Origin of the sequence: Chryseobacterium sp. MYb7 (assembly GCF_002979455.1) — a bacterium.
Lineage (GTDB): Bacteria > Bacteroidota > Bacteroidia > Flavobacteriales > Weeksellaceae > Chryseobacterium.
The window spans coordinates 31,569-57,858 of sequence record NZ_PCOU01000026.1 but is presented as its reverse complement, the minus strand read 5'-3'; the positions used below and the strand labels follow the sequence as shown (position 1 = coordinate 57,858).

23 protein-coding genes are annotated in these 26,290 nt (G+C 35.2%); 17 read left to right on the top strand and 6 right to left on the bottom strand.

Translation table 11 applies throughout. The features are described from left to right. Positions 1 to 3 precede the first annotated feature (3 nt). The 6 genes from CQ046_RS18300 (at position 4) to CQ046_RS18275 (ending at position 7,407) form a co-directional block, all read left to right on the top strand. The gene (locus tag CQ046_RS18300; RefSeq protein ID WP_105703667.1) at positions 4 to 1,575 is read left to right on the top strand and encodes a M20/M25/M40 family metallo-hydrolase; all 1,572 of its coding nucleotides are present in this window, start codon (positions 4 to 6) and stop codon (positions 1,573 to 1,575) included. 104 nt (positions 1,576 to 1,679) lie between these two features. Beyond that, positions 1,680 to 3,149, top strand: a complete 1,470-nt coding sequence (locus CQ046_RS18295; protein ID WP_105703666.1) for a hypothetical protein — start codon at positions 1,680 to 1,682, stop codon at positions 3,147 to 3,149. A gap of 370 nt (positions 3,150 to 3,519) precedes the next feature. Continuing rightward, positions 3,520 to 4,011, top strand: a complete 492-nt coding sequence (locus tag CQ046_RS18290; protein ID WP_105703665.1) for a helix-turn-helix transcriptional regulator — start codon at positions 3,520 to 3,522, stop codon at positions 4,009 to 4,011. A gap of 361 nt (positions 4,012 to 4,372) precedes the next feature. After that, the gene (locus tag CQ046_RS18285; protein WP_105703664.1) at positions 4,373 to 4,864 is read left to right on the top strand and encodes a hypothetical protein; all 492 of its coding nucleotides are present in this window, start codon (positions 4,373 to 4,375) and stop codon (positions 4,862 to 4,864) included. 689 nt (positions 4,865 to 5,553) lie between these two features. Further along, positions 5,554 to 6,201: a hypothetical protein gene (locus CQ046_RS18280; RefSeq protein ID WP_123906643.1), complete on the top strand. Its 648-nt coding sequence runs from the start codon at positions 5,554 to 5,556 to the stop codon at positions 6,199 to 6,201. A 441-nt stretch (positions 6,202 to 6,642) separates the two neighbouring features. After that, a complete protein-coding gene (locus CQ046_RS18275; RefSeq protein ID WP_105703662.1) occupies positions 6,643 to 7,407 on the top strand; it encodes a hypothetical protein in 765 nt (254 codons plus the stop codon). Positions 7,408 to 7,724: 317 nt separating this feature from the next. Here CQ046_RS18275 and CQ046_RS18270 read toward each other — a convergent pair whose 3' ends face one another. The 4 genes from CQ046_RS18270 to CQ046_RS18255 form a co-directional block, all read right to left on the bottom strand. Beyond that, on the bottom strand, positions 7,725 to 8,375 hold the full coding sequence (locus tag CQ046_RS18270; protein ID WP_165790551.1) for an HAD family hydrolase: 651 nt from the start codon (positions 8,373 to 8,375) through the stop codon (positions 7,725 to 7,727). A gap of 41 nt (positions 8,376 to 8,416) precedes the next feature. Continuing rightward, positions 8,417 to 10,540, bottom strand: coding sequence for a Tex family protein (locus CQ046_RS18265; RefSeq protein WP_105703660.1), 2,124 nt, complete (start codon positions 10,538 to 10,540; stop codon positions 8,417 to 8,419). Positions 10,541 to 10,642: 102 nt separating this feature from the next. After that, positions 10,643 to 11,308: an O-methyltransferase gene (locus tag CQ046_RS18260; RefSeq protein WP_105703659.1), complete on the bottom strand. Its 666-nt coding sequence runs from the start codon at positions 11,306 to 11,308 to the stop codon at positions 10,643 to 10,645. Positions 11,309 to 11,501: 193 nt separating this feature from the next. Continuing rightward, positions 11,502 to 13,892, bottom strand: coding sequence for a hypothetical protein (locus CQ046_RS18255; RefSeq protein WP_105703658.1), 2,391 nt, complete (start codon positions 13,890 to 13,892; stop codon positions 11,502 to 11,504). A gap of 317 nt (positions 13,893 to 14,209) precedes the next feature. Between CQ046_RS18255 and CQ046_RS18250 the strand changes: the two genes are divergently transcribed. Then, complete coding sequence (locus CQ046_RS18250; protein ID WP_105703657.1) at positions 14,210 to 14,887, top strand: YceI family protein; 678 nt, start codon at positions 14,210 to 14,212, stop codon at positions 14,885 to 14,887. Between the two features lie 69 nt (positions 14,888 to 14,956). On the opposite strand, the gene CQ046_RS18245 is transcribed toward CQ046_RS18250, so the two are convergent. Then, positions 14,957 to 15,313: a hypothetical protein gene (locus tag CQ046_RS18245; protein WP_105703656.1), complete on the bottom strand. Its 357-nt coding sequence runs from the start codon at positions 15,311 to 15,313 to the stop codon at positions 14,957 to 14,959. 201 nt (positions 15,314 to 15,514) lie between these two features. Between CQ046_RS18245 and CQ046_RS18240 the strand changes: the two genes are divergently transcribed. The 6 genes from CQ046_RS18240 (at position 15,515) to ychF (ending at position 21,819) form a co-directional block, all read left to right on the top strand. After that, a complete protein-coding gene (locus CQ046_RS18240) occupies positions 15,515 to 15,769 on the top strand; it encodes a DUF1294 domain-containing protein (RefSeq protein WP_105703655.1) in 255 nt (84 codons plus the stop codon). 87 nt (positions 15,770 to 15,856) lie between these two features. Then, complete coding sequence (locus CQ046_RS18235; protein ID WP_123906642.1) at positions 15,857 to 16,063, top strand: bacteriocin-like protein; 207 nt, start codon at positions 15,857 to 15,859, stop codon at positions 16,061 to 16,063. Positions 16,064 to 16,200: 137 nt separating this feature from the next. Continuing rightward, positions 16,201 to 18,006 (top strand): translational GTPase TypA, encoded by a 1,806-nt coding sequence (gene typA / locus CQ046_RS18230; RefSeq protein ID WP_105703653.1) that lies wholly within the window; start codon positions 16,201 to 16,203, stop codon positions 18,004 to 18,006. A gap of 129 nt (positions 18,007 to 18,135) precedes the next feature. Next, positions 18,136 to 19,752: a glycoside hydrolase family 10 protein gene (locus CQ046_RS18225; protein ID WP_105703652.1), complete on the top strand. Its 1,617-nt coding sequence runs from the start codon at positions 18,136 to 18,138 to the stop codon at positions 19,750 to 19,752. Positions 19,753 to 19,996: 244 nt separating this feature from the next. Further along, complete coding sequence (locus CQ046_RS18220; protein ID WP_105703651.1) at positions 19,997 to 20,548, top strand: ferritin; 552 nt, start codon at positions 19,997 to 19,999, stop codon at positions 20,546 to 20,548. 179 nt (positions 20,549 to 20,727) lie between these two features. Beyond that, on the top strand, positions 20,728 to 21,819 hold the full coding sequence (gene ychF / locus CQ046_RS18215; protein WP_105703650.1) for a redox-regulated ATPase YchF: 1,092 nt from the start codon (positions 20,728 to 20,730) through the stop codon (positions 21,817 to 21,819). Between the two features lie 449 nt (positions 21,820 to 22,268). On the opposite strand, the gene CQ046_RS23680 is transcribed toward ychF, so the two are convergent. Further along, the gene (locus CQ046_RS23680) at positions 22,269 to 22,427 is read right to left on the bottom strand and encodes a hypothetical protein (protein WP_165790550.1); all 159 of its coding nucleotides are present in this window, start codon (positions 22,425 to 22,427) and stop codon (positions 22,269 to 22,271) included. A gap of 231 nt (positions 22,428 to 22,658) precedes the next feature. Between CQ046_RS23680 and CQ046_RS18210 the strand changes: the two genes are divergently transcribed. The 4 genes from CQ046_RS18210 to CQ046_RS18195 are packed head-to-tail and all read left to right on the top strand — an operon-like array spanning position 22,659 to position 26,255. After that, complete coding sequence (locus CQ046_RS18210) at positions 22,659 to 23,684, top strand: SDR family oxidoreductase (RefSeq protein ID WP_105703649.1); 1,026 nt, start codon at positions 22,659 to 22,661, stop codon at positions 23,682 to 23,684. 4 nt (positions 23,685 to 23,688) lie between these two features. Beyond that, complete coding sequence (locus tag CQ046_RS18205; RefSeq protein WP_105703648.1) at positions 23,689 to 24,342, top strand: NAD-dependent epimerase/dehydratase family protein; 654 nt, start codon at positions 23,689 to 23,691, stop codon at positions 24,340 to 24,342. Beyond that, positions 24,339 to 25,469, top strand: coding sequence for an MBL fold metallo-hydrolase (locus CQ046_RS18200; protein WP_105703647.1), 1,131 nt, complete (start codon positions 24,339 to 24,341; stop codon positions 25,467 to 25,469). Before CQ046_RS18205 ends, CQ046_RS18200 begins: the two co-directional genes overlap by 4 nt. A gap of 6 nt (positions 25,470 to 25,475) precedes the next feature. Continuing rightward, positions 25,476 to 26,255 carry a helix-turn-helix domain-containing protein gene (locus CQ046_RS18195; protein ID WP_105703646.1) on the top strand — a complete coding sequence of 260 codons (780 nt, stop codon included), beginning with the start codon at positions 25,476 to 25,478 and terminating at the stop codon, positions 26,253 to 26,255. Positions 26,256 to 26,290: the final 35 nt, after the last annotated feature.

Below are 26,290 nucleotides of genomic sequence, written 5' to 3'. Positions count from 1 at the left end.
AGTATGAAGATAAATAGATTTTTTGCAGTGCCTGCAGTAGTGCTGGCTGCCCAGTTTTCATGGGCTCAGGTAAAGGTTGACCCCAAAGAAAGGCTTAACCCTATCGTAAAAAGTTTTGTAGATGAAGTAAATAATGATTCCCAGCTGGAAACCCTTGCATCTGAGCTGCTTGACGGGATTGGTCCCCGTCTTGTAGGAACTCCTGAAATGCTGGCTGCCAACGAATGGAGTGCCAATAAACTTCGTTCCTGGGGAGTAGATGCCAATCTTCAACAGTTTGGAACATGGAAGGGCTGGCAGAGAGGTACTACTCATGTAGATATGACGTATCCGCGTGTGAAATCTCTTTCTGCAACGCAGCTTGCATGGAGCCCTGCTACAAAGAAAGCAATTGAAGCAGAAGTGATTATTCTTCCGAAAGTAGCTTCTAAAGCAGAATTTGATCAATGGCTTCCTTCTGCAAAAGGAAAAATAGTACTCATGGCTCAATATCAGAAAATTGGGCGTTCTGATGAGCAGATCAAAGAATTTGCCACTCCGGAACTCTATGAAAAACTTAAAGCAGAAAAAGAACAGGCTGCCAAAGATTTTACTGCTTATATCAAGAATATTGGATATGACAATAACAGCCTTCCAGATGCTTTGGAGAAAGCAGGGGCGGCAGGGATTGCTATTTCAAACTGGACTGGAATCATGGGTGCCAACAGAATTTTTGGTGCGAAAACAACCAAAATTCCAATGATTGATATCGATGTGGAAGATTACGGAATGCTTTACAGAATGGCAGAAAAAGGAACTCAGCCTAAAATCAAAATTGATGCTCAGTCTAAAATACTTCCTGAAGCCAAAAGTTTTAATACGATCGGAATGATCAAAGGAAAAGAAAAACCTGATGAATATGTGATTCTTTCGGCTCACCTTGATTCGTGGGATGGAGCTCAAGGGGCTACAGATAATGGAACCGGAACAATCACTATGTTGGAAACCATGAGGATTCTGAAGAAATATTACCCTAATAACAAGAGAACGATCGTGATAGGGCTTTGGGGAAGTGAAGAGCAGGGATTAAACGGTTCGAGAGGTTTTGTAGCGGATAATCCTAAGATTATTAAAGGAGTACAGGCTGCTTTTAACCAGGATAACGGAACCGGACGTGTGGTAAACATCAGCGGCCAGGGATTTGTAAAAGCTTATGATTATGTCGGAAGATGGCTGGACGGAGTTCCAAAAGCAGTGAAAAGCCATATTAAAACAGATTTCCCGGGAATGCCTGGAGGAGGAGGTTCTGATCATGCTTCATTTGTGGCAGCAGGAGTACCCGGAATTTCTTTAGGGTCTCTGAATTGGGGGTATTTCGGATACACCTGGCATACAACGAAAGATACGTATGACAAAATTGTTTTTGATGAGGTGAAGAATAATGTGATATTAACGGCAGCATTAGCTTATATGGCTTCCGAAGATCCTGAGTTCAGCAACAGAGAAAAGAGGGTAATGCCTCAGGATGAAAAAGGAGAGATAGTGAAATGGCCGGAAGTAAAAGAACCAAGAAGAAGTTCAAAAGATTATAAGTAAATGATTTTATTGCAGAAATAGTGATTTTTTTAGTGTTTAGATATAATTCGAAAAAACATAAAAAATATAAAAAAATTAATTATTTTTGCAATAAATATACTTGGATGGGAAAAAAAGCATGGAATATAATATTGAAAATAGTATTTATTCCGGTTTTTGTTGTTTTCTTAACTTCGAACATCAAAGCTGCCTCGGGAAATGCCAAGGAGGTTGATTCCTTGTTAAACTTAGCTAAAATAGCATTGGATACTCAAAATCCTGCCCAAACAATATTTTTGGCTAAAAAAGCTTTACTGTATTCTGTGAATATAGAAGATAAAGAAAGAATTGCAAAAAGTAATCTTTTGATAGCATTTGGGTTGTGTAATGCCGGGAATTATTCGGAAAGCTTTGTCTATATTAATAGATTAGTAAAGGATTATAGTGATTATATTGCAGAAAATTTAGAATTTAGGTTCCAATTGACAAATCTTACCGGAAGAAATTATCTCGCTTTAGGTTTTAGAAAACAGGCAATAGCAGAGTTTAAAAAAGAGCTTACTATTGCTGATTTAGGACGCACGCAGAATGAAAAATTAGAAATATTGTCTAATGCCAATATACAACTTTCAGCATGTTACGAAAATTATAAATCAGATAGTGTCATATATTATCTTAACAAAGTAAAGGCAATATATAAAAATTATCGTGGACTTGGTTATATGTCTAAAACGATTCTGCATTTTAATTTAGCCAACTATTATTTTTATAATGGAAAAAGGTTGGATTCAGCATCATATTATAATGAGCAGCTTCTTAAGATAGTCAAAACAAATCCTTTTGATTATTTTAAATGTTCAGGTTTTAGACAAAAAGCTGAGATTTTGTATAGCCAAAAAAATTATAAAGAATCATTAGAATATAGCTTTAAAGTTTTGGCTCTTGCAAAAAAGAAAAGTAATATTGAAGACAGAATATCTATATATAAATTGTTAGCAGATAATTACCGGGCATTAAAAAAAAATGAAGATGAATTATTTTATGTAAACAAATATGTAAGTACAAAAGACAGTTTGACTAAAGCTAGTGCTGCAGGAGTACAAATTTCAGCTGATAGAATTTCTGATGAGATTACAATTTCAAAAAATAAAAGTCTGAATCGCAAGTTGCTATTGGGAGTTTTAATTTTAGCAGTTATTATAGTAATTGCTCTCATCAGAATAAAAAGAATAAACAAAGGAAAAAATAGTATTATTGATCTGAAAGAAACCCAAATTAATAAGCTTCAGGATACAAGATTGGATAAAGCCAGAGAAGAACTTATTATTTTAGCCAAAAAAGATGCGCCTGAATTTACGATGAAATTCAAAGAAGCATATCCTGAACTCAATGAAAAGCTTTTACAAATTCAGCCTAATCTGGTGAATACTGAAATTGCATTTTGTGCTTATTTAAAACTTAATTTCACTACAAAAGAAATCGCTACGTTTATAGGAGTTACTCCCAGAGCTGTTCAGATCAGAAAAAACAGGCTCCGAAAAAAATTAAACATTCCTTCTGATGAGGATATCTATCTGTGGATGGATGGATTGTGAATCTATTATTGACTTTCAGTCTTTTACTTGTTATTCTGTAAGTAAGTATTCTTTTGTATAAACTATTTTTGACTTTTCAAGGTTTTAAAAACAAATGGTAGCTGCAGAAGTACCATTCTTAGTAGTATTAAAAATAAATACAATTTTACCTCTTTTCTTTAAAAACTTTAATGGATACCATTTACGACTTTGTTCGTAGATGAATAGTTTTCTGATTATTAGAGTGTTGTGTTTTTAGAGATATCTATGTGATAGTATGTTTTTCTTTAGAATTTATGAAAACAAATACATTTGCTACACAGAAATATCAGATATAATTTTTTAACTATTTGATATCTCGCTTACAAAAACATAAAAAAGGAAGAAAATAGTGAAAAGGAAAAATAAAGAAACACTATCTGCTGGCAAGGTATCTTATAAATCCGATCTAAAGGATAAAAAAGTTTGGTACGGTATATTGTTAGGAGCTGTAGTTGTAGGAATTGCTATGGAAAGGATATGGAGATTGAATAAAAAGAATAATATTACGGATCTTAAGCAAATTACTAATCATCAGGATATAAGCCTTTATAATGCTAAAGAAGAGCTTATCATTTTAGGCAAAAAAGATGCACCTGAATTTACGATGAAATTCAAAGAAGCATATCCTAAACTCAATGAAAAGCTTATACAAATTCAACCTAATCTGGTGAATACTGAAATTGCATTTTGTGCTTATTTAAAACTTAATTTCACTACAAAAGAAATCGCTACGTTTATAGGAGTTACTCCCAGAGCTGTTCAGATCAGAAAAAACAGGCTCCGAAAAAAATTAAACATTCCTTCTGGTGAGGATATTTACCTGTGGATGGATGGGCTGTGAATCAATTATTGACTTTTATTTTTTATTCTGTAATTACGCATTCTTTTGCATAAACTGTTTTTGGTTTTCAAGGTTTTAAAACAAATAGTATTTACCAAAGTACCATTCTTAGTAGTATTAAAAACAGTAAACACAATTTTCTTCTTTTCTTCATCAACTTTAATGGATACATTTACGACTTTGTTAGTAGATGAGTAATTTTTTTGATTATTAGAGTTTTGTGCCTTTAGAGATATCTATGTGATAGTATGTTTTTCTTTAGAATTTATGAAAACAAATACATTTGCTACAAAAAAATATCAGATATGATTTTTTAACTACTTGATATCTTACTTACAAAAATATAAAAAGGAAGAAAATAGTGAAAAGGAAAAATAAAGAAATACTATCTGCTGATAAGTTATTTTATAAATCTGATCTAAAGGATAAAAACCTTTGGTATGGGATAGTGTTAGGAACTGTAGTTGTAGGAATTGTTATGGAAAGGATATGGAGATTGAATAAAAAGAATAATATTACGGATCTTAAGCAAATTACTAATCATCAGGATATAAGCCTTTATAATGCTAAAGAAGAGCTTATCATTTTAGGCAAAAACAATACTTCAGATTTTTTTTTGAGATTTAAAGAAATGTATCCTGAGTTTTGCGAAAAACTTCTACAAATAAAGCCTGATCTTATTAATTCTGAACTCAAGTTTTGTGCTTATTTAAAACTTAATTTCAGCACAAACGAAATTGCTGGATGTAATAAAGTGACAGCAGGAGCTATTCAAATCAGAAAGAACAGGATGCGTAAAAAATTGAATATTCCTCCTGGAAAAGATATTTATCTATGGATTGATAATTTATAAATAAATGTGTGATTTTTAATGTTTTGTTAAGCCTGAGATAGTATATATCTCAGGCATTTTTTTGAAAAGTAGATGAATAAACTTAATTCTGGTTTTGCTGGATATAAATAAAATATGTACTTAATGATCTTCTTACTTATTTTCAATTTCTGTATAGAAAATTAAATGCTAAAAGAATTATGCTTAAAGATAACTTTATTATTGAGATCATAATGTCACTCACTTTTCCCGAATGAATTTTTGCAACTTCAACAATCTTATGGGTCAGATTCTGTTTTTGAAATTTAATTGAATATGATGAAATTGTCACTTACTTTTAGTATTGATTCTGCAGTTTTATTTTTGAAGAACCATTAAAGATGCAAGTCAATCTTTTTTACAATTTTATTTTAACTATTTTATTTTCAATTGCTTGTATGTGTGAGATATGAGTGTGATATCTGATTTTTTGTTTAAACTAATGAAAGAAAATAGTTTTGCGCAGAGAAAATTTCAGTATAACTTTTGTGAATTGATATTAATCTTCTCTAAAATAATTAAACACTATTTATAACGAACCCATAGTTAATTATAAAACATGAAATCTTATGAAAATATATTAACATTTAAATAAAACAAAGATGAAAAAAACAACAAGGATGAAAAAAAACAGATTAGTGATTTTATTAGCAATGTTTAGCCCATTGTTAATGTTCTCCCAAATAGGAGTGAACACTCCAAATCCACAGGCTGCCCTTCATGTGGATGGCGCTAAAGATAATGCCAGTTCAGGAGCTCCCACAGTGGTTCAGCAGGCCAACGATTTTGCAGTTACCGCTAATGGAAATGTAGGTATTGGAATAATTGCACCAACTAAAAAATTAGATATTAATGGAGAGCTTCGTGTACGAAATATTCCTGTAGGGGCTTCTGGTGTTGAGTCAATAGCAGTAGACTCAAATGGTAATGTAGTTAAGGTTCCAGCATCAGAAAGCGGTACCACTGTTGTGAGAGGAGAAATTCTTGGAGCTCATTGGGATAAAACACAAACTATTCCGGCAACAACAGCGCCTGCCGGATATCCCTACTTAAAAAGCGTAACTGTATCTTTATTTAATCTTTCTGGAAAGGCTGCTATTACAGGAATAATGGTGAAAAAAAACAGCGTATTAGCCTGTAGTGCTATAGGGGGTAACGGAACTAATGTTTGTACGACAAATACTCCTGAAAGTGGAACTATGTCTATTGACGCTAGTACTGCCCCAGGATTTACAATAACTTTACAGGGTGTTAAAAACAACCTTGGCGAAGACATATATTCCAACTTGTACTATATTGCAGAATACTCGAAATTTTAAATAATTTAATTGCTTTTGCCTCCCTATTCTCTCATTCATCCCCTATTATTCAATTATTGGTGAAAATTTTATTTTACCTGTAGGGAGGTTAAAAGCTTAATAGGATTTTGTTGATCAGTGTTTTTTAATTTAAGAAATTATATTGAGTTGCAGTTTTGAAATTTTACTATAGAAAATGCACCTTAATAGATTCGGTTTACGATTAAAAGCTAGAAACTTAGATGTCTTCTTCCTGAACTTTTGGGTTTGAAATATTTAAATAATATTGATAATTAAACAGTTGTATTAGTGAGATATGAGTGTGATATGCTATTTTTTGTTTAATATGACCAGAATAAAATACTTTTGACCCTAAGATAATTATCAAATATTATTTATTGGATTTTATGTAAATAAAGATGTTATCTGGTAATTTAATACATAATTAAAATTTTTAATAAGATGAAAAAGAAACTTATAATTTTAACAGCAATCTCATTTTCAATTTTGGGATTTTCACAGGTTGGAATTAACACCACAAACCCTCAAGGGACTTTGAACATTGATGGAGCTAAGGATAATCCTTCTACCGGAGCTCCAACAGCAGCTCAGCAGCTTAATGATTTTACGGTAACCAATACAGGTAATGTGGGAGTAGGAAAAACTGTTCCTACGGAAAAAATAGATGTTGTAGGAAACGTTCAGTTCAGTGGAGCATTAAAGCCTAATGGGAATGCCGGAACTTCAGGGCAGGTGCTGACTTCACAAGGAAATGCATCTTCACCTACTTGGGTTACTACAAGTGTGACACCTGTAGTTGCAACTGTAAAATCAGGAGAAGCTATGAATTTCACAAATAATAGCGCGCAGATATTGAAATTTGATACAACCGAACAAGATACCTGGGGAGGGGTTAATATTTCTGATGATGAGATTAAGATTAATCAGGATGGAGACTTTTTAGTACAGGTACAATTTGGTTTCCCTGGGGGATCGATTAATAATAACGGAATAGTACTTTATTTGTATAAGGGAACAACACTAATACAAACAATGCAGGCTCCAGCAGGGGTGGCGAATAATACATTATGCAATTTAGTGGGTATACATCATTTTTTAGCAAATGATATAATAACGGTTCAAGGTAAGGAAAGTAATGGAGATGCTGTGGGAGTTACTAAAGCATGGAATCCAGCATTTTTCAGATTTAGCATAGCTAAATTATAAAATCATTTTTAGAAAATGTGAAGTAATGTAACAATCCCTGAATCTTCAGGGGTTGTTATTTTATTTACAAAATCGTGCTTGGCTGTACTCTTTTTCTCACTTCATCTACTTCCGTCACCTTTTACACTAACGTGCGATGAGGTTTGATAACTCCATTTGATATGACTAATGATGTTGCAAATGGTGTTTCTCGTCCACGTAATACAGCTTTAATGCCTATTATAAAATATTAATTAAGTATAATGATTTTATATATAAGCCAAAAACAATATTGTTTTTGGCTTATATATTTTAAAAATTTAAAATATTCTGATATTCTATTTTGTAACAGCAGAAATAAGAGTTCTCAAGTCTGAAAATGCAAGAATTGATGGCTCGTATAGTGAATCAGAAAGTTTTCCGAATCCATATGTACAGAAAATAAATGGCAATCCATTCGCCTTTGCGGAATCATAATCGGTTTGAGTATCGCCAATGTATACAGAATCATCAGTGGATAGCTGATTTCTTTCCATGAGGAGCTGTATATTTTCAGATTTTGGTTTTTGGGTTCGTCCGTGAGATTCAAAATCGACAAACAGATCATTGAATTGATAATAATCTAAAAAGGATTCAATATAACCATCCTGACAGTTGCTTACAATAAAAAGAGAGTGGGTGCTAGCCAGGCTTCTCAAAGTATTTTCAACACCATCATATAAAATTCCGCCCTGTAGGTGCAGTGTTTTATTTTCTTCAGCAACAATTTCAGAAAGAAGTTCCTGCGCCTGTAGATCTGAAATACCTGGAATAATATCTTTTACAATATCATGAGCCAATAATCCCATGTATTGATTCATATCTTCAGGTTTCAGGTTTCTTTGGATCAAATGATGTCTGCCCAATACTTCATTCCATATTTTGATGATCGTGGCTCTGGAATCCCATAATGTTCCGTCCAGATCGAAAATTAAATGTTTTGTGCTCAAAATAAATATTTTGTGTTTATATTTTAATTTGTAAATAAAAATTACAAAATCATGCTCAGTTGTACTCTTTTTCTTGCCTCATCTACTTCCGTTATCTTTACCCGAACGTGCTGATGAAGTTTTACCACTTCATTTACGTCTGATACAAATCCGTCTTTCAACTGAGAAATATGGACCAGTCCGCTTTCTTTGATTCCAAGATCTACAAAACATCCAAAAGCTGTAATGTTATTGACAATTCCCGGAAGAATCATTCCTGCTTTCAGGTCTTTAATGCTTTTAACGTTTGGATCGAATTCAAATACTTTTGCAGCTTTTCTTGGATCCAATCCAGGTTTCTCAAGTTCTTTTAAAATATCTTTAATTCCTAAAATTCCGATTTCCCCTGTGATATAGCTTTCTGGTTTTACCATGGCTATTTTATCTTTATTGGCGATCAGTTCATCGGTTTTAATACCTAAATCTTTTGCCATTTTTTCTACAATTCCGTAGGCTTCCGGATGTACGGCAGAATTATCCAGTGGATTTTTAGCATTAGCAATTCTCACAAAAGCAGCTGCCTGTTGGAAAGCTTTTTCTCCAAGCCTTGGAACTTTTTTAAGCTGTTTTCTGTCTTCAAAAGCTCCGTTTTCAGCACGGTAATTAATGATGTTTTCAGCCATCTTCTCTCCAATTCCGGAAACATAACTTAGCAGTGATTTGCTTGCTGTATTGAGATTAATTCCAACAGAATTTACACATTTCATCACCGTAGAATCCAGCTCATTTTTTAATTGAGTCTGATCTACATCATGCTGATACTGTCCGACACCAATAGACTTGGCATCAATCTTTACCAGCTCTGCTAACGGGTCAGAAAGTCTTCTTCCGATAGAAACTGCTCCACGCACTGTTACATCATATGTTGGAAACTCTTCTCTTGCAATTTTACTTGCAGAATAGACAGATGCTCCTGCTTCTGATACCACAAATACCTGTAAAGGCTTATCAAAAGCAATCTTTTTAATGAAAAATTCGGTTTCACGGCTTGCAGTTCCGTTACCAATAGAAATAGCCTCAATATTATAAGCATTTACCATAGAACGGATTTTTTTCATGGCCATTCCGCTTTCGTTCTGTGGAGCGTGAGGGTAGAGGGTTTCATTATGCAGTAAATCTCCCTTTTCATCAAGGCAAACTACTTTACATCCGCTTCGGTACCCCGGATCTATTGCCAGAATCCTTTTTTCTCCTAAGGGCGGAGCTAGTAGAAGCTGGCTTAAGTTTTCAGAGAAAATTTCAATGGCTTTTTTATCTGCTTTTTCTTTGGCTTCCTGCAGTGCTTCATTGGAAATAGCTGGTTCCAGAAGTCTTTTATAGCTGTCCTTTATGGCCAATGAAATTTGTTCAGAACTTTCATTATTGGATTTGATTATAGCCTTTTCAATGAAGTCAATGGCTTCTTCTTTGTCTATTCCTACATTTGTTTTTACAAAACCTTCAGCTTCTGCCCTTAACATGGCCAAAAGTCTGTGAGAAGGAGTTCTGCTAAGACTTTCCTCCCATTCAAAATATTGAGAGAATTTCTGTGCGTCTTCTTCATCTTTTTTAGCCTTTACAACCTTTGAGGTAACCATTGCCTTGCGTTGAAAAAGCCTTCTGAGGTTCTTACGGACGTACATGTTTTCGTTAATCCATTCTGCCATGATGTCTCTCGCTCCCTGAAGTGCTTCTTCCTCAGAGGAAACTTCATTGTTCAGGTATTTTGAAGCCAAAAACTGCACATCGTTATTCTTTTGGCTCATAATGATCCTGGCTAAAGGTTCAAGTCCTTTTTCCTTCGCTGTATCAGCTTTTGTTTTTTTACGTTTTTTGAAAGGAAGATAAAGGTCTTCCAGTTCCTGAATATCGAAGCTGTCTTCAATTCTTTGTTGAAGCTCAGGAGTCAGGGCATTCTGTTCTTCTATCGATTTTAAAATAGATTCTTTTCTCTTGACAATATCTTCAAACTGCTTGCTGATCTTGGAGATCTGTTCGATCTGTATTTCATCAAGATTTCCGGTTTTATCTTTTCGGTAACGGGAAATAAAGGGAATGGTGCAGTCTTCTGCTAATAATTGTAAAGTATTGTTGATGCTCTTTTCAGAAATATTGAGCTGTTTCTGTATAAATTCTACGGTCGTCATTGTTCTGTTTTCGGATAGCTAAAATAAGATTTTTATAAAGAAAAAAGGTGAGTTTCCCCACCTTTAAAAATATTTTTTATTGCCCAAAATTACGGTCTCAAATCAATTGACAACAGCAATTGACATTCCGTCATATTCTTTTGCTCCCACTGTTTGCATAATAGTAGCGGTAACTTTTGGATTGCTGGCCAGCATTTTATTAAAACGCTGTACACCTTTCACTCTTTCATCACTTGTATTTTCGTCCAGCACTTTACCTTCCCTGATTATATTATCACAAACAATCACTGTCCCAGAATGTGAAAGCTTAAGTGCTAATTCAAAATATTCGGTGTAAGGTGGTTTATCGGCATCAATAAAAATAAAATCAAAAGCTTCTTCATTCTTTGCAATAAGTTCTTTTAATAGATCCATCGCTTTGCCAACCCGAAGATCAATCTGATCAGAAAGTCCTGCTTTTGCAATATTCCGGCTGGCAATATCAGCATGGTGAGGGTCGTATTCTATAGTGATAACCTTACCGTCTGCAGGAATCGCTCTTGCCATCCAAATAGTGCTGTAGGCTCCTAAAGTGCCTAATTCTAATACACGCTTGGCTTTACACATACGCATCATAACCTGCAAAAACTTGCCTTGCGTAGGAGTTATACTGATTTGAGGCATGGAAGCATCATCTAAAGACTGAATTGTTTCTTGGAGAAAATGGTCTTCAGGTGCTACCAGATTACTAATGTAATGGTCTACTTTTTCGAATAGTTGCTGATTCATTTTTTTTGAATTTGGTAATTGAAGTTTTATGGAATAATCTGTGAGATGTAAGTAAAGACAAAATCAGTAGATTATGGAATCCTAAGGTACGGAATTTCCAGGAAATAGAAAAGGTGAATGTAGAGTGCTTACTGCATAAAAAAGCCTGATTGCAATAAAATGCAATCAGGCTGTATCATAGATTTTAGATTAATTAAGGAAGGACCTCATTATAATAAAGCGGAGTATCATTGCTTTTATCATATCCCATGATGATTACTTTATATTTTTTTGCATCATCATTGTTGTAAAACTGTACCTTAGATGATTCTTCAGGCTGTGCTTCAAGAAAAGAATTCCAGTAAAGAACACTTCGGGTATCCTGAGCAACACCTTTAAATTTTTCATTACCATAATCTGGGCTTTCAAATGGGGCTTCTTTGTCATATCCGGTTAAGGTAATCTGTCTTAATTTTGATGACACAATTCTATCGGAAGAAGCACCTCGACGGCTATAAATTGCGATGGCTCCGTTACCACCACCACTAAAACCACCTGCGAAAAATCCTTTAATCACTTTTACCATAGCAATGTCTGATGTAGAAATATTGTCTACCTGGCTGGGATCAACAAGCATTTCGTCAAGATAGATACCTACTTCCGCTCCTCTTAGGGATGCCGTGTAGCTACCACGCTGCATTTGAATTGTTAAACCTGCCACTCTTCCCTGTAACCACTTCAGAATATTAGTTGAAGTTACCATTGTTGAGTCATTTACAAAATCAAAAACCTGCTCATTCATACTTTTGAATCGTGGGCTGCTCAGCTCGTCATTTAATTTTTTAGTCTTATTCTTTACTTCTCCCTTTAATTTAATTTCTTCAATATTGGTGATATTCTCACTGATCACTTTTTGAGCATTAAGGGCTGTAAGAGATCTGCTGACCTCATTAGAAGGATTGTCGTCAGCCGGACGTTGAACCAGTTTGTAAGAACTTACAGGAAGATTCTTTTTGTAAGGAACAAAATTGGATGTGGGCTGGAAATAAACAGAATAATTATTATTGAGATCCTTTGGTTCAGAATTTAACTGATAAAAAAACTTCATTGAATCCTCAAAAACCAGATTATTCAATGTCAGAAAGCCATTGTTATCAGACTTTATCTGAGACATTCTGGAGCCTGGCTCCGAACCGAAAATTAAGTTTACTTCCGTATTGGGAGCTGGCTTCCCTTGGATATTTACCTTTCCTTTATATGAAAGATAACTTTCCGGTTGATACTTGATCATCGGATAATTTCCTGTCATAATAGATTTCCACTCAAAACGTTTCCATTTTTCTGAAATCAATAAGGCATCCAATGCTTCAGTATTGCGGTTTTTTGTAAAATATTGAGTCGGATTGGTAATGGATGACGTGATATCTCCGGTGAGCCATAAAGAGCTTAATAAACTTTGATCTTCTTCCGTACTTTTAGTATTAGCATCAAGCACTAAAACGGTATAGTTGGAATAATTGGCGTCTTTAGGAATATCAAATGAGTTCCTGCTTCGTGGGGTATCTTTCAATGAAACAGATTGCAGTGAAGGCTGTTTGAACTGTAATAGCTGAGGCTGCACAAAAGCAAGTCTGTTGGAAACAACATTCTCTTTATCATCAAAAACGGTAAGCTGCAAAATTCCACTAACTAGTTGATTGTTGGAAATAGAATATTGAGTTTCATTATTGATTTTGTTAATCTTAGCCTTATAAACAAGCTGATTGTTGATGGTTCCTAAAACAGTATAATATTGCGAATCCTGAGGCTGATTTTTAGCCTTTATTGTATATTTTACATGGTCTTTATCACTTGTTACCTGTAGGTTGATCCCGGATGTAGAGACTTCAGGAAGCAGAATGTTCTGTTTTTGCCCATTTTTATCCTGAACAATCAATTGATATTTTTTTCCGGCTTTAGGGGTGATCGTAAATAATCCAATATTTGGGTCAAGCCCTTTAAATGTTGTGATTTTTGTGTCAGGATTATCAGACTCCACAATATAGCCTTCCCACTCAGAAGGAACTGTTCCATTGGATTGTAGCCTTACCGCAACTTTTGTAGTAATTCCATCGATAAAACTACCGCTTTCTGGATATGCTGAAGCAGCCCAGGAAGTTGGATTGGCTATTAATTTCTCAGGAGACGAAGGATTGTAAACAACAATAGGCTTTATAAGTTGGAAATCCTCATTAAAATTGGCCATCCAGCTGGTATAAGCCCTGATATAGTAAACATCCTCTTTTAAAGAACTTGCAAGAGAAATGTTACCACTTCCTTCTCCGTTAATTAATGGAATTAATTTTTTGCTGATCTGATTTTTATTACTGTCATACAGCTCTACAAAAAGGGTAGTGGAAATAGTAGAGGTAGTATAGCCATCAAATACAAAAGACTTAAACCACAGGTTTTCCCCTGCTGTATAACTGCTTTTGTCCAGTAATAGATGTATTTTTTCCTGAGGATATTTTTGTTCAAATGTTTTAAGAGCTTCTTCAGCCTTGGTTTGTGCATGAAGGCAATAGATGGCGCTTATTGCTAAGAGTGTTATTAGTTTTTTTGACATATTCCATTAAAATTTGCGTTTTTCCTACAAAGCGCCAAAATTACATTTTTATTATGATCTGGAATAATGAAAATTATAAAACAATAAAGCTAAGACTTAAGTAAATGCTAAAAGTGTATTTTACAGTTCTTTGTATTGAAAAATTTAATAATTTTATACATTTACATCAAGAAAACTGAGAATTATAAATTTACACCATCAATAAAAAAACAAAAAAAGTCATTTCTTGATATATGTTAAGATGATGCAAAGCAGGTTTTTCTATTTTTGTACCCGAAAACAACAAAATTTCAATAAACTTTTTAAAACAGTTCAATATGAAAAAAATTAGCGTAATTGCATTAGTAGGAGTAGGATTGCTTTTGGCATCATGTGATAAAGGAAAAACGGCAGAAACTGCAGCTACCGCTCAGGAACAAACCGTAGCAGAAAGCAAAGGTGAAACACTGGCAGTAGATACAGTAGGTTCAGTAGTAAACTGGAAAGCTTTCCACAAAGGAGGTATGGCTCCACGTTGGGGAACTCTTACCGTAAAGTCTGGAGATCTTAGCATTGATGGAGGACAAGTTGCAGCTGGAAACTTTGTAATCGATATGAATTCTATCAAAGTAGATCCGGCTTCAGTAACAGAAAAAGATAAAAAACCGGCAGATCTTGAGGCGCACCTTAAAAATCCTGATTTCTTTGATGTAGCGAAAAACCCTACTTCAGATTTCAAAATTACAAGTGTTACAGATTTGAAAGAAGCACCAAAAGATGCTGTAGCAGGAGCTAATAAAACAGTAAGCGGAAACCTTACATTATCAGGAAAAACAATGAATGTTACTTTCCCTGCTAAAGTAGACGTTGCTGAAAACTCAGCAGCTATTCAGGCTAAATTTACTGTAAACAGAGCAGATTGGGGACTTAAATTCGGTACTTCTGAAGCAGATCCTGCAGAATGGATGATCAGCAAAGATATCGAGATTGCTATCGATGTAAAAGCTAAAAAATAAGTTATTTAAATCTTAATAACTACTGAGCTGCCTTCATGAGGGCAGCTTTTTTATTTAATCCAAAAGAAATTAATTCAAAATCTTTGAATGCTGAATTCTCTCACAGTATTCACTCCCAAGATACAAAGGGTTGCCGTGTTTCTCAGACCAAAATCCATCCAGCACATCCTTATTCAGGCAGCGGTATACCGCAACTCCTTTATAAATTGTATGATCTTCACCTTCATAGTTGAAATTGATCACTAAAATTTGATCTTTATAGAATCCTGTTCCGTTTTGCTGATGTTCACCAATCATCCACTGAGCAATAATGCGGTTATTTTCATCAACAGATAAGGTTAATATACCATGATAAGTTGGCAGAGAAGATTCCTCCTGGTTACTCCCTTCAATAGAGTAACTTCCCACCAGATCGTGTACTGTCATTGATTTATTTTTAAAAGAGCAAATTTAAAACATTAAGATCATATTAAATAATCTTCATTGTAAGCTTAAAAAAATCAGAATGATTAATCTTAACTATACTTCTTAAATACATTCTTAACGGTTTAAAAATATTGAACATTTTAATAAGTTTAATTATCTTCTATAAATTAAGCTCTATTTTTGCGGCAAATTAAATGAAGAATGATTCCTTTTCTGTTGATAATAAACGTGCTTGCATTAGGTGCTTTTGGTTTTGATAAATGGCAGGCCAAAAAGCATCAATGGCGAATTTCCGAAAATACCCTTTTAGGAATTTCTCTGTTGGGTGGATTTATAGGAGCCACTGCCGGAATGATTCTCTTCAATCATAAAGTTTCCAAAAAATCTTTTCTCATGAAATTTGTATTGGTTGTGCTGATAGACCTGGTTTTGTTTTACAGATTGTTAAGACATTGATAGTGAATGTTAAATATTTTAATAACATACTTTGTTATTGTATTTTTTTTTATTTTTATCAGGCTAATAACAAATAAACAAAACAACATGAGAAATCTTAGAAAAATTTCCAGAACTGAGATGAAATTAGTTCAGGGAGGAATTGCAAAAGGAATGGTAAGATGTAAAGATGCTGATACATGTATAGTGAAATGGGGGTGGGGAACCGGATTCTCCAGCAATTGCGGTGAATTCGACATTATATGTGGAGAACCGCCTGCAGTAGATCCATGCGAAGTACAGATCTGCATATAGATAGTTTAAAGAGTGTTTTTTGAACACTCTTTTTTTATGATCCTGGCAATAAGTATTTTAAACAAAATATTAAATATTTGTATAACTAAATATTTTTTCATTAAAATTCACTACTTTTGCACCCGTAAAAATCTTTTATGCAAAACATTAGAAATATTGCGATTATCGCACACGTTGACCACGGAAAGACGACTTTGGTTGATAAGATCATTCACGCTACCAACATTTTCAGAGAAAATCAGGAGAGTGGGGAGTTAATTATGGATAACAACGATCTTGAAAGAGAAAGAGGGATCACCATCTTATCCAAGAATATTTCTGTTACTTATAAAGACACAAAAATTAACGTAATTGATACTCCCGGTCACGCCGATTTTGGTGGAGAAGTAGAAAGAGTATTGAAAATGGCTGATGGGGTTATTTTGTTGGTGGATGCGTTCGAAGGACCAATGCCACAAACAAGATTCGTACTACAGAAAGCATTGGAATTAGGATTGAGACCATTAGTGGTGATCAATAAAGTAGATAAACCAAACTGTCGTCCGGACGAAGTTCATGATAAAGTATTCGACTTGTTCTTCAACCTTGAGGCTACAGAAGAGCAATTGGATTTCCCTACATTCTATGGATCTTCAAAACAAGGTTGGTTCAACACTTCATTAGAGCAGACTGAAGATATTTTACCATTATTGGATGGTATTTTACAATATGTTCCAGAACCGAAAGTTACAGAAGGAAATCTTCAGATGCAGATTACTTCTCTTGACTTCTCTTCTTTCTTAGGAAGAATTGCAATCGGGAAAGTAACAAGAGGTGAGATCAAAGAATCTCAGTGGATTGGTCTTGCTCAGGCAGAAGGTAAAATTATAAAAGGAAAAGTAAAAGAACTTTACGTTTTCGAAGGATTAGGAAAGAAAAAAGTAACTGAAGTAAAAGCTGGAGATATCTGTGCTGTAGTAGGTTTCGATGCTTTCCAGATCGGTGATTCTTTCGTAGATCTTGAAAATCCTGAACCATTGGAAAGAACGGCAATTGATGAGCCTACGCTAAACATGACGTTCTCTATCAACAACTCACCTTTCTTCGGTAAAGACGGTAAATATGTTACTTCTAACCACCTGAAAGAAAGATTAACAAAAGAATTAGAGAAAAACCTTGCATTAAGAGTTCAGCAGACTGACGATGCCAATACATTCCTTGTATTCGGTAGAGGTATTCTTCACTTATCTGTTTTGATTGAAACAATGAGAAGAGAAGGGTATGAAATGACAATCGGTCAGCCGCAGGTTATCTTCAAAGAAATTGACGGTGAAAAATGTGAGCCTTATGAATCTTTGGTTGTTGACGTTCCTGAAGAATTTGCTTCAAGAGTAATCGACTTGGCTACTCAGAGAAAAGGTGACCTTCACATTATGGAAACTAAAGGTGAAATGCAGCACATGGAGTTCGAAATTCCTTCAAGAGGTTTAATCGGACTACGTTCTCAAATGTTAACAGCTACTGCTGGTGAAGCTATTATGGCACACCGTTTCACAGAATATAAGCCTTTCAAAGGAACTATCCCTGGAAGAAACAATGGTGTTTTGATCAGCAAAACTACAGGTCCTGCTACAGAATATTCTATTGCTAAATTACAGGATAGAGGTAAGTTCTTTGTTGATCCGGGTGAAGAAATCTACACAGGAATGATCATTGGTGAACAAAACAAACCAGGAGACTTGGTAGTAAACATCGTAGAAGCAAAACAGTTGAACAACATGAGAGCTTCAGGAAAAGATAAAGATACAGGTGTTGCTCCAAAAATCTTATTCTCTCTTGAAGAGTGTATGGAATACATCCAGGGTGATGAAGCGATCGAGGTAACTCCAAATTTCATCCGTATGAGAAAGAAAATCCTTTCTGAAGAAGAAAGAAAAAGAGTTGAAAGAGGAGCGAAAGCATAATCTCAAATTCTTAAAATATAATAAAGCCTCGATTTTCGGGGCTTTTTTTCTATGCCAACCCATTAAAATGCTTATTTTGGCATAATAATCTCTAAGAATAAAAATAAATTTTAATGTAGTTTTGTGACTATGAGAATGAATAAATTAAAACTTATCGTTTTATTGGGCTTCTTTGCTTCTTACACCACCTCATGTTCTGTACAGAATAATGTTGTAAAAACACCTTCCACAAAGAACCCGACAAAACCCACCAACAATACAACTCCACCAAAAGTACCTGTCGTAACAACAAAACCAACTACAGGAACTACTGCCTCAACTGATGAAAATTTCATAACCAACCTTCCGGAAATCAAAAGAGAGTTTCGTGGTGCATGGATTGCGAGTGTAGCCAATATCAACTGGCCTTCAAGAAATGACCTTACGGTGGATCAACAAAAAGCAGAAGCAATCAGCATGCTTGATATGTTGAAAGACAACAATTTCAACGCTGCTATTTTCCAGATCAGACCTTCTGCGGATGCACTTTATACAAGTAACATTGAACCATGGTCTTACTTCCTTACCGGGCAAACTGGAACTGCTCCTTCTCCAAATTATGACCCGCTTCAGTTTTGGATTGAAGAAGCTCATAAAAGAGGCTTAGAACTCCATGTTTGGTTAAATCCTTACCGTGCACACCACACCAACGGCGGTGCTGTGAATAGCCTGTCAATGGCCAATAAGCTGTCTGATATTGTGATAAGATTAAAGAACGGAATGTACTGGTTTGATCCGGCTAATCCGAAAACACAAGGCCACGTATCTAATGTGGTGAAAGATATTGTAAAAAGATACGATATTGATGCTGTTCACTTTGATGACTATTTCTATCCCTATGCTACCTACAATAAAGGAGCAGATTTCCCAGATAATGCAACATGGAATGCTTATGTAAGCAGCGGAGGTACATTATCCAGAGCAGATTGGAGAAGAGATAACGTGAATAAATTTGTAGAAAGAATCTATAAAGAAATTCACGCAGAAAAAAATAATGTAAGATTCGGGATCAGCCCGTTCGGAATATGGAAACCCGGATATCCTGCAGGAATTGTAGGTTCCTCTCAATATGACGAATTATATGCAGATGCAAAACTATGGTTAAATAAAGGCTGGGTAGATTATTTCTCACCACAGCTTTACTGGCCTATTGACTCCAAGGGACAAAGCTTTGAAGCCCTGTTAAGCTGGTGGCAGTCTGAAAATACAATGAACCGTCACTTATGGCCGGGATTGAATACTGTTGAGATTAAAGTCTCAGACCGTCCGACAGAAATCAAAAACCAGATTGCTATTTCCAGAAATATCCTGAAAAATGATGCCGGAGAAATTCACTGGAGTATTGCCGGGCTTACCAAAAACCCGAACATGCTTCCTGCTTTGAAAAGCGGACCATACAGTGAAAAAGCATTGGTTCCGAAATCCCCATGGATCAAAGCTGTACCATTGCGGACTCCTACCTTATTCATTACGGATAATGGGAGCTTTGCACAGACAAACTGGAGTACAAAAAATGCTGCTGATGTCTTCCTATGGACTCTTTTCACACAATACAATGGAGTTTGGCAGACCGAAATCTTAACATTGGATACCCTTTCAAAAGACATTCCTAAATTTAAAGATGGAAAAAAACTGAATGCTGTTGCCATTAAAGCCATCGACAGATTAGGAAATGAAAGTGATTATACAGCCAGAAAAATTAAATAGCATTTTGGACAAAAAGCAAAAAATTATCATTGCGAAACAAAAGGCGAAGCAATCTGAATCATAATTTTAAAAACCAGTTCTCGAAAAAGAGCTGGTTTTTATTTTAGAATAACTATAAATTATCAACTTAAATTATTGAAATACAGATGTGTTTTAAAGCTTGTTTTGAGATTTGGTATAAAATAATAATCTTATCGGAACTGTTTTTGCATGATTCATTCTATAATCACCAAAATATAACATTATGAATACTAAAAGACTTTCCGCAAAAATGGAAAAAGCACTTAGTGACCAGATGAACAAAGAAATTCACGCATCACACATTTTTTTATCGTATGGAATTTGGGCAGATGACAAAGGCTATCAGGGAATTGCCAATTTTCTTTACAGACATTCTCAGGAAGAAAGAAATCACTCCATCAAATTCATGGAATACATTTTAAACCGAGGCGGAAAACCAAAAGTAAACGCTATTCCAGCTCCTCCGGCTGACCCCAAAACACTCACGGCATGTTTTGATGGTGTTTTTAAACATGAAGTGGATAATACAACTGCTATTTACAACATTGTAGATCTTTCTATGGAAGAAAAAGACTGGGCAACCTGGAATTTTATGCAGTGGTTTGTGCAGGAGCAGATTGAGGAAGAAACACTGGCTCAGAATTTAATAGATAAATTGAAAATTGCAGGAGGTGACAGAGCTACTGACGAATCTTTATTTACTTTAGATAAAACTTTACAGGAAGCACCGAATGATGTTCCGCTGGCTCAGAATGCCACGGGAAACAATCCATAAAATATCCGGTGAATACAAACCTTTTGAAAATCTGTCAGAATATTGGCAGATTTTTTTATTATGAAACTCCCTCAAAAATCACTATCTTTGCACACTCGTAATTCAAGGTTCTGAGTTCAATGTTTAAAGTTGAGAATACCTTGGGTTGCTCCTAAACCTTAAACTTTGAATTTTACAATATGAAATGTGGAATCGTAGGCCTGCCGAATGTAGGTAAATCAACACTTTTTAACTGTTTGAGTAATGCAAAAGCTCAATCAGCAAACTATCCTTTCTGTACTATTGAGCCGAACCTTGGAACAGTATCTGTACCGGATCAAAGATTGTTTGAACTGGAGAAAATCGTAAAACCTGAGAGAGTTTTACCAGCTGTAGTTGAGATTGTTGATATTGCAGGTCTTGTAAAAGGAGCCAGCAAAGGAGAAGGATTGGGGAACCAGTTCCTGGCTAATATCCGTGAGTGTGAAGCTATTATTCACGTTTTAAGATGTTTTGACAATGGAAATATCGTTCACGTAGAAGGTTCTGTAGATCCGTTAAGAGATAAAGAAATTATCGATATAGAGCTTCAGCTTAAAGACCTTGAAACCGTAGGAAAAGCAGTTGAGAAAGCTAAAAAATTCATCAAGTCAGGGAAGAAAGAAGATATCCTTACTTATGAAACCCTTCAGAATTTACAGAAATTCTTAGAAGATGGTAAAAATGCAAGAGAATTTGCTGTTGATGATTTTGCGAAATCAGTTATCGGAGAAGTTCAGTTGTTGACCAATAAGCCGGTTCTTTACGTTTGTAATGTAGACGAAAATTCTATCAAGAATGGAAATGACTGGATTGGTAAGATTGAAGAAATGGCTAAGAATGAAGGAGCTGAAGTGGTAGTATTAGCAGCGCAAATTGAAGCAGATATCAATGAACTTGAAACTTTTGAAGAAAGAGAAATTTTTCTTGATGAGTTAGGTCTTACTGAGCCGGGAGTTAACCGTTTGATCAGAAAAGCATATGATCTTTTAAAACTTCAGACCTATTTCACTGCAGGAGTAAAAGAAGTAAGAGCTTGGACTATCGGACAGGGGTGGACAGCTCCACAGGCTGCAGGAGTAATCCACACAGACTTTGAAAAAGGATTTATCCGTGCAGAAGTAATCAAGTATAATGATTATATCACGTACGGTTCTGAAGTAAAGATAAAAGAAGCCGGAAAGCTATCTGTAGAAGGTAAAGAATATATTGTACAGGATGGGGACATCATGCACTTCAGATTCAACGTATAAGAAAATATTAAAGTTCGTTATAATAAAAAGCGCTTCCATGTATTTGGGAGCGCTTTTTGCGTGTACTTACAGCATCTATATTTCTTATTTGAAGTTCGAAACAAATGCTGTTGATAAAAATACTGCTCCCTGAAATCAGAGAACAGTTCTTTTGTTTTATTTTTAAAGCTAGATACCTGTTTCGAATCGGCATTTTGGCTCTATGCAGCTTATGGAGACAATAACACAGTTGCCAACTATATCTGTACATGTTAGATTTGGCTGACCAGTTCGGCACTGCGGTTCATAGCATGATGGATGAATTTGTGTACATATAGTTCCATTCTGTATACTGCATATCTTTACTCCACCTTTAATGGTTTTCAACTCTTTTTTATTGAGTTTCTTCCCATTGTTTAAATGTTGTTTTCTCATTAGTTAAAGTTTTTATGGTTTAGTTTTTTTATAGATTACAATTCAATACCTGGCTGGCATTGTAGCTCTGCACAAGCAAAAGAAAACTTCTTACATGTTAAATCTGGAAGCAGACACATTTCTTTTCCACCAGTAATGACTCTTAATTGTTTTTTGTTCAGTTTTTTTCCGATTTGATTGATTTGATTTTTCATAGGTTTGATTTTTAATGATTTGGTTTTAACGAAAATAATAAAAATAAATGAATTATATCACTATGTTTATATAAAATGAAGAAATATTTTAATAATGTATGGTAAGATTGGTAATTAATTTCAAATTGATATTAATAGGTTATTGAACCTTTCAGCACAATTAAAATGGACTTTTCAACACAGTGATAAAAAGTTTTATTTTGGAAATTTGTCTTACTAATATTGTAGAAAATGGAAAATAAAGAAACCGTTTTGGTAACAGGAGGTTCAGGTTTCATAGCCTGCTATTGCATAATTGCCCTGCTTAACAATGGATATAAAGTAAGAGCTTCACTTCGTTCTTTGGAGAAAAGCGAACTGGTAAAACAAATGTTGAAAGAAGGAGGAATATTGTCTTTTGAAGATTTATCATTTGCAAAAGCGGATTTAGAAGACGAAAAAAGCTGGGAAAAAGCAGCAGATGGCTGTCAATATGTTATTCATACTGCTTCACCCACTCCTCATACCAACGCCAAAACAGAAGATGATTTTGTCATTCCTGCCAAAAACGGAGTGTTGTTTGTATTGAGAGCTGCAAAAAAAGCAGGGGTTAAAAGAGTAGTGCTCACTTCAGCATTTGGAGCGGTAAGCTATGGAACCTGGAAAAATACACCCTATACAGAAGAAGACTGGACCGTACTTAATGACACGGTTGCTCCTTATCAACGCTCTAAAACCATTTCGGAAAAAGCGGCGTGGGATTTTATCCAAAATGAAGGCAATGGGATGGAACTATCTGTAGTGAATCCAACAACGGTAATGGGACCTGTTTTATCGAATGATTATGCCCATTCTATTCAGCTCATAAAACAAATGCTCAATGGAGAAATGAAAGGCTGTCCCAAGCTGATTACAGGATTTGTAGACGTTCGTGATGTTGCAGATCTGCATCTTAAAGCCCTTAGTATGCCTGAAGCAAACGGCCAGCGCTTTATTGCGGTATCAGGAGAAGCACTTTCTATGTTGGAAGTGGCGGCTATTCTCAGAAAGAAATTAGGAAAAGCTGCAGAGAAAGCTCCCACAAAAGAATTACCCAATTGGCTCATTAGGTTGCTCGCTATTTTTAATCCAAAATTGGAAATGATTGTTCCACACTTAGGACTGGTAAAAAGAGCAAGCAGTGAAAAAGCTATAAAACTCTTGGGGTGGAAACCCAGAAAGGCCGACGAAGCTATTTTGGCAGCAGCAGAAAGTTTAATTAAATTTAATCAGATTTAAAAAAATGAAAGTTATTATTACAGGAGCAACAGGACTTGTAGGTGAAGGAGTTTTACTGGTTTGTCTGGAAAATCCGGAAGTAACAGAAGTTGTAAGCATCAGCAGAAAACCAATTAATCATAAGCACAATAAGCTGAAAGAATTGATAGTAAAAGATTTTTCAGAAATCAAAAACTATGCTTCTGAACTGAGCGGATATGATGCTTGCTTGTTTTGTGCAGGAGCAAGTTCTGTAGGCGAAACAGAAGAAACTTTTACCAGAAAAACCTATGATTTTGTTGTTCCGTTTGCAGAAACCTTATCCGAAATAAATTCCTCCATGGTTTTTATCTATGTTTCAGGAAACCGTACTGACAGTACTGAACAAGGGAAAGTAGTGTGGGCAAGAGTAAAAGGACGCACGGAAAACGCTTTGCTTAAACTCCCTTTTAAAGCAGTGTATAATTTTCGTCCCGGATTCATGAGGCCTGTAAAAGAACAGAAGAATGTTCGTTTTATTTACCGTATTTTTGATGCAATATCACCGTTGTGGTACCTTATATTTCCTGATTGGATCTGCAAAATGGAAGAAGTGGGATTAGCAATGATTCACTGCGTTTCCAAAGGTTATCCTAAAGCTGTTCTGGAAGTGAAAGATATTAAAATATCAGCCCGATGAAGACATTTTTAAAAATAGTAAAAAGGACATTAATTGCCGTTCTATCCCTTGCCCTGATTATGATTTTTATAACCTGGTTTTATATGAAAAAACCTCAGTTTGGGGCGTTACCAGAAGGAGAAAGGCTGGAATTGATCAAAAAATCACCCCATTATAAAGAAGGAAAGTTTAGAAATCTGGAAGAAAAACCTACAATTACCAAAGGGTATAGCATGGTAGGAGAAATATGGACATCCCTTACGAAAGAGTTTCCTCATACAGAGCCTCTTGATGTACTTCCATCTATAAAAACGGACCTGAAAGCAATTCCTGCCCACGAAAATTTAATAGTATGGTTCGGGCATTCTTCCTTCTTTTTACAGCTAAACGGAGTGAAAATTTTAGTAGACCCTATTTTTAGTGGAAAAGCATCACCATTGCCTTGGGGAGTAACTGCTTACAAGGGAAGTGATATTTATACAGCAGATGATATACCTGAGATTGATTACATGCTGCTCTCACATGACCATTATGATCATCTTGATTATGAAACTGTAACTGCATTACAGCGAAAAGTAAAATATGTTGTTTGCGGGTTGGGAGCCGGAGCTCATTATGAACGATGGGGATATACTAAGCAGCAGATCATTGAGAAAGACTGGGGTGAAAAAGTACAGGTGAAACCAGATTTTACCATTTTTGCTGAGAGTACTCATCATGACGGAGGGAGAGGTTTTAAAAGCTCACAAGCCCTATGGCTCTCATTTTTCATTCAGGCTCCTGCTATGAATGTATATTACAGCGGAGATGGCGGGTATAGCGATCGTTTTAAAAAGATTGCTGCAAAATATCCTGCAATCGATTGGGCAATCATGGAGTGCGGCCAATACAATAAAGCATGGCAGTCTGTACATGAATTGCCTGAAGAAGTAGCATTGGCAACTACAGAATTAAAAGCGAAAAATATGCTGCCTGTTCATCATTCCAAATTTACCCTGGCAAGACACCCGTGGAATGAACCTTTAGAACGTATTTCTGCACTGTCACAAAGAAAACAGTATCGTCTTGCCACTCCTATGATTGGTGAAAAGGTAAGGCTGGATGAAAGTACACAGTTGTTTAAACAATGGTGGAAAACTATAAAATGATGAACAATGAAAATAACTGAGATAAAATCCTGTTTCGTAGGTCCTGTAGTTTCACCGGAACAATTTATAGCTGAACATTTCTTTTTGTTTCTGGCCAAAGGAACAATGAACGGATATGACGGTAATAAACATTATGTTTTAAAACCTGGTGACAGCTGTATTGTACGCAAAAACCGCCTGGCTCGTTATAACAAACAGAAAGACAATAACGAATTTGAAAAAGTTATTTTTATGTTTGATGAACAGTTTTTGATGAACTTTCATAAAAAACACAGTCTCTCTTTTCAGAATCACGAGTCCAAAAATGCTTTTATTCCCATTAAAAAAGATCCGCTGATCAATAGTTTTCTGCTTTCACTGGAACCTTATTATACAGAATCTGGGCAAATAAATAATGCATTTTCAGACTTAAAAAGAGAAGAATTATTGCTCATTCTGTTACAGCTGCATCCCGAATTATCAGACGTTTTGTTTGACTTTGCTATTCCCGGACGGCTGGATCTGGAAGAATTTATGCAGAAAAACTATAAATTTAATGTTAATCTGGAACGTTTTGCATTCCTTACCGGACGTAGTTTGTCTGCTTTTAAAAGAGATTTTAAAAAAATATTCAACGAAACACCCAACCGCTGGCTGGTCAAAAGGCGTTTACAGGAAGCCAGATTTCTGATCGAAGAAAAAAAACAGAGGCCTTCAGATATTTACATTGATTTAGGATTTGAGGATTTATCCCATTTTTCATTTGCTTTTAAGAAAGAGTTTGGAATTCTGGCGAGCAATCTGTAACCTATTTAAAGCAAGCTATTTCATAAGTTCGTATA